The sequence below is a fragment of the Bartonella queenslandensis AUST/NH15 genome, from assembly GCF_000312585.1.
In the GTDB taxonomy this organism is placed as follows: domain Bacteria; phylum Pseudomonadota; class Alphaproteobacteria; order Rhizobiales; family Rhizobiaceae; genus Bartonella; species Bartonella queenslandensis_A.
The window spans coordinates 1-3,178 of record NZ_HE998010.1 but is presented as its reverse complement, the minus strand read 5'-3'; the positions used below and the strand labels follow the sequence as shown (position 1 = coordinate 3,178).

At 38.1% G+C, this 3,178-nt stretch carries 1 protein-coding gene and 1 pseudogene; one reads left to right on the top strand and one right to left on the bottom strand.

Annotation, left to right across the window (positions count from 1 at the left end; genetic code table 11):
- Nucleotides 1-1,063 precede the first annotated feature (1,063 nt).
- A complete protein-coding gene (pyrF, locus tag BN338_RS07210) occupies nt 1,064-1,909 on the bottom strand; it encodes an orotidine-5'-phosphate decarboxylase (protein ID WP_039760514.1) in 846 nt (281 codons plus the stop codon).
- Nucleotides 1,910-2,402: 493 nt separating this feature from the next.
- On the opposite strand from pyrF, the pseudogene BN338_RS07205 reads away from it, so the two are divergent.
- Nucleotides 2,403-3,178 (top strand): annotated as a pseudogene (locus tag BN338_RS07205) (TIGR04086 family membrane protein); the annotation flags it as partial.

Genomic DNA, 3,178 nt, shown 5'->3' with positions numbered 1-3,178 from the left:
ACCAGTTGCGAGCGCCCTCGCAATGAGTATTCCGGGAGCTTGAAAATACTGAATCCGAATCAGCCTTTTTGCTTTTAGTGCTGAAAAGCACTTGGACATAGCAAAAACTCCCGGAATTCCGAGATACCCGCAAAGCAGGTTTGTCTTCGCGTTCGGATTATAGGGTTTTCAAGGCCCTATTGGTCGTTGCGTATGCGACCAAAACACCTTTTAACGTGTAAAGTAATTTCTGAAAATTTACAATAAAAAATAGTTTTTCTTAAAATTGGCAGAATTTATTTTTAATGAGAAGCGATCTGCTTCTCAAATTCTTTAATACACATGCATCAAAATCATACCATCAGCCCCTCTCATTTCACGAAAGGGTCATCTTTGGTTCTTAAGATCAGTACCCGCAGCTTGGCAGCATCCTTAACCAATACAAAACAGCTTTTGTTTTGTCCTTCACGCAGGGTTCTAGACTGATGATTATTCTTCTATCCCGTCAAAACATCGTCATTGAGATAAGAGAGACCCCATGCAAAGTCAAAAGGTTGGAACCGTTTTCAAGAAAAAATCAGATTATTGACAAACCAGAATGGATGAAGAATTTTCAACTTTTAAGACAGAGAAAAAATCAAAAATCCATGTAAAAATTCATCTATTGGTTATACACTCTTAGCCTTCATCCCTCTATTCGATTAAACACGTGCATCCCCCTCAATCTAAGGCTTCCCACCCCCAATATTCTTATGCCCCACTCCCTTACCTCTAAGCCCTTTTAGCCTCCCTTTTGCACATTTCCCCTTATCTCATCACCTTTAAAAGAACTCTTCCCTCGATATCTTATCCACGATCTCTGCATTTTCCTCCTCCTTTTTTCAAACACTGATTTTTTAACACTTGTTTGCAAAACGCTCCTTATATAAACATCAAATAAAAGACACATGCTGCTTCAAAAGTTTCAAGAGGAACATTTGCTTTTGGATAAAACAATAATTTCCCAGCATCTTTTTTGCGACTAAATAAGAAGCATCCTTCTTATAATGAAGAGCCTACCTCCTTATAGCAAAAGCCAAAAACTTTAAGATAGAAGCGTGCTTTTAGATTGCACGGAAAAGTTATGAATGACATTTTTTAAATCAACAATATTTCGACCAGCCTCTGTAATCGACCTTGAAATTGAAGGAATAATATTCTGCCATAGTTTTTGAGGAAATTGCTGGGTTAATTGTGTTATTGTTCCTCCTTGAGCCCCAATGCCAGGAACGAGAAACAAGCTATTTTCTAATTGCTCAATTGTTTCCTTTGCTTCATTGCCTAATGTTGCACCAATAACTGCCCCGATAGGACCAATATGACGATATTGACTTGGAGATTGGTGATTATATGCAAAAATATGCTGTGCTAAATGAACAGAAACCGTTTGATCCCCAATACGAGCATTTCGAATTTGCTTTCCCTCTGGATTAGACGATTGAACAACCATAAAAACGGCCGTTTTTGTTTCTTCTGCAATCTTTATCAAAGGAATAAGAGCATCAAACCCTAAAAAAGGATTAACTGTTATAGCATCTGCTTTGAAGGGACTATTGCTGCCAAGCCAAGCTTTACCGTAAGCTTCAGCGGTAGAGCCAATATCCCCTCTTTTTGTATCCACAAGAACCAATAAACCTTGTTTGTTTGCATTTTCAATAAGTTCTTTCAAAACTTGAAGTCCTTCCACCCCATATAACTCAAAAAATGCGGCTTGCGGCTTTATGATCCCTACCTTCCCCACAACCGCTGTTAAGAGAATATCGCAAAAATCTTTTAGACCTTTATAATCAGGGCTCAAATTCCATGATTGCAAAACTTTATGACTCGGATCAAAACCTACACAAAGGGGGCCATATTTTTCACTATTTTCAAAAAAAGCTGAACAAAACATTTTATATCCTAATACGGTCTCTTTTTAAACTTTCTGACATAATCAAAAAGAAAAACATTTGTCAAAAGAATACAATCCTGAAAACACAAAGAAAAAGTTCTCATAAACAAAGTATGCTCTCGCTTATGAAAGTTATTCCCGTTCACAATGCTTATCGCATGTTTATCAACCAAGACGTTATCATAAGACAAAAATTCAAATTTTTAAGGCAGAATACGAAAAAAAACATTCCATATTATTTCATTCAATGACCTCGTGAAGCTAAACACCCCCTACCTTATCTCTTTCATACTGCTTTTTTACAATCAACAAAAATTCTCGGTAAACGCGCTTTAAACGAAAATTTCAAAAGAAAATGCTCCACCATGATAATCTTAACTTTGGATCTTCCCTATTCATTTTTAGCGGCTGGATTATCCATTATAGACCCTAAACTTTGGAACATAATAAACAAAAAGGCATTGTATCTCCAGCCTATTCAGGGAGATAAAACATGGAGCCACGCATTCTTGAAGACACAGCTTTCGATAAGAATTTTCTAGAAGAAACATCTCTAGAAACAAAATATTCATTCTTTCATACACCTCTTTCATGGTCGGCAATCTTTGCTGGACTTGTTACAGCTCTTGCCGTCTCAATCTGCCTCTCTTTTCTCATTGCAGCTTTAGGCTCAAGCCAAATGGACTTTACCTCGTCCTCTCCTTTTAGGGGTTCTTTCCTCTCGATAGGCATTGGCTCACTCATTGTTATGCTCATCAGTCTTGCAAGCGGAGGCTTTATAGCCGGACGCTTTGCCGAAACCGCTGGAGCTTTTCATGGTTTTTTAACTTGGTCTCTCATAACACTTTTTATGACACTCCAAGCCATCCACGTCGTTTCTAGTACATCAAACTTAAGCACTAAAGCGGTTGAAACAAGCACTTCCATGCTTCACCAAACCGTCAATAACCTCTCCCCCCTGTTTTCAAAAATAAACAGCGACAGTTTTGAAAAAAAATTTCAGAAAAAGACGACAATGGGATTAATTTTGACACACTTAGCCGTCAGTTGCACTCCCTTCTCAACAAAAGTGATATTCCAGCGCTCAATCCTGATCGCTTGAAACAAACTTATCAGGCTGTACTCAACGATATTGGTTCTGCGATAACCGCTCTCAAAAATGATCCTTCGCGCTATCGCAGCATTCTGAACAATCTAAGAAATAACCTTTCTCATCGCCTAGAAGCTCTGACAGAAAAATTTGATGAAAGCGATATTATCAACGCCCTT

Bases quoted from the DNA above. Each gene is read 5' to 3' on its own strand.
- pyrF (WP_039760514.1), bottom strand. From the start codon at position 1,909: ATGTTTTGTTCAGCTTTTTTTGAAAATAGTGAAAAATATGGCCCCCTT.